Genomic DNA, 1,711 nt, shown 5'->3' with positions numbered 1-1,711 from the left:
GCTGGAAGTGCTCGACGCTCTCGAGGGGGTGACTGCCCGGCCGATAGCGCGCGAGATGAAACCGCGGCGCGCGGGCGATCCGCCCGTGCTGATCGCCGATCCGACAAAGGCGATGCGCGAACTGGGCTGGAAGGCCGAGCGATCGGATATCGACACCATCGTCAGGACGGCGCTCGCCTGGCACCAGCAAAGCAAGGTTCCCGCTTAGATTCGCACTTTTCTCGTGGTTCTTGAAATATAATTACTAAAAATTGATATTTTCTGTCTCATCACGATGGAAACCATGGAGCTTCAAAGAACAGCCCTTAACCCGATTCATGACAGATGGCGCCCGTGTAGGACAGCCGAACCGTGCGCTACGCCACCGGTTCTGCGCGAGCGGCATTGAAGACGTTCGCGGGCCTGCCCGAGCTGACAACGCGCCCCTCCGCCAGCCGGATGACATGGTCGACCGCGCGGACGGTTTCCAGGCGGTGCGTGATGATAAGCATCGTGCGGCCCGCGAAATGCGCCTCCAGTCCTTGGCGTATCTCGGCCTCCAGCGCGCTGTCGAGCGCGCTCGTCGCTTCGTCGAGGATCAGGAAACCGGGATCGCGCAGCACCGCGCGCGCTATGCCGACGCGCTGACGCTGGCCGCCCGACAGGTTGAGCCCCTGCTGCCCGACCCAGCTTTCGTCACCATGCGGCAGCGACGCGAGGAAATTGCCGAGCCCCGACAGGCCATAGGCCTCTGTCAGCGCGGCTTCATCGGCATCGGGGCGCGCCATCAACACATTGTCACGCACCGTGCCCTCGACGAGATCGATGTCCTGCCCCGCGACCGCGATCTGGCCGAGCCAATCGGCGCGCCGCACCGAGGCCAGCGACATATTGTCGATCTTCAGGAAACCGTGATCGAGCGTGTAGAGGCGCAGCAGCAGATTGACGATCGTGGTCTTGCCCGAGCCGCTGGCGCCGACAAGCGCGGTAACCTTGCCGCGCGGAATGGCGAGGCTCACGTCGCGGAGCACGGGTTCGCCATCATAGGCGAAGCTGACACTTTCCAGCGTGATTGCGCGATAGTCGGCCGGAAGCGGTTCGTGGCCGTCTTCCGGAAAGAGTTTGTCGGTCCGGTCGACCATGCGCCGGACGGCGCGGACCTGCGGCGCCGCCTGCGAAAGATAGAGGAGATTGCCCTCGAACTCGCGCAGATGCGGCTGGAGTCGGTAAAGCAACGCGACGATGGTAAGCGTCGTATGGAAATCGATCGCGAGCGCCCCCGCGCCCGCGACGATAAGGCACAATATCGCGAGATAGCCGACCTCGGTGGCGGGGCCGATCGCCGCCGAGAGCCGCTCGACGCGTGTCAGGCCCTCGCGCGCCGCGGCGGAGGATTCGACGAAGCGCGCATGCTGCGCTGCCTCGCGACGATAGGCACGGAGGGCGCGCATGCCCTGCAGCGTCATCAGCATCCGGCCGCCCATCGACTGGTGCTCGGCCTTGACCGATGCGCCGAGCGCGGCAACCGGGTGCGACAACCGCCCGATAAAGGCCGAGACGATGACCGCCGAAATCGTGGCAGCGACGGTGATTGGCCAGGACAGGCCCAGCAGGAACACCGCGAAGACGAGGATCGCCGAAAGGTTGATGATGAGCCGCGTGAACGCACCATAGGCGCCCGCGACCGCCCAGCTGTCGGTGCCGAGCACATCCATCAGCTCGGCCTGGCTGT

General features: G+C 64.9%; 1 protein-coding gene and 1 pseudogene. One reads left to right on the top strand and one right to left on the bottom strand.

Annotated features, from left to right (window positions below):
• Nucleotides 1–208: pseudogene (locus VGD20_RS04455) on the top strand (UDP-glucose 4-epimerase GalE); the annotation flags it as partial.
• A gap of 148 nt (nucleotides 209–356) precedes the next feature.
• Here VGD20_RS04455 and VGD20_RS04450 read toward each other — a convergent pair.
• Nucleotides 357–1,711, bottom strand: a 1,355-nt coding sequence (locus VGD20_RS04450; protein ID WP_331133293.1) for an ABC transporter ATP-binding protein, incomplete at its 5' end; no start/stop codon positions are given.

The sequence above is a fragment of the Sphingopyxis sp. genome (assembly GCF_036402335.1).
Lineage (GTDB): Bacteria > Pseudomonadota > Alphaproteobacteria > Sphingomonadales > Sphingomonadaceae > Sphingopyxis.
Note: the sequence above shows the minus strand (reverse complement) of the source record. Positions and strands in the feature narration are given on the sequence as shown.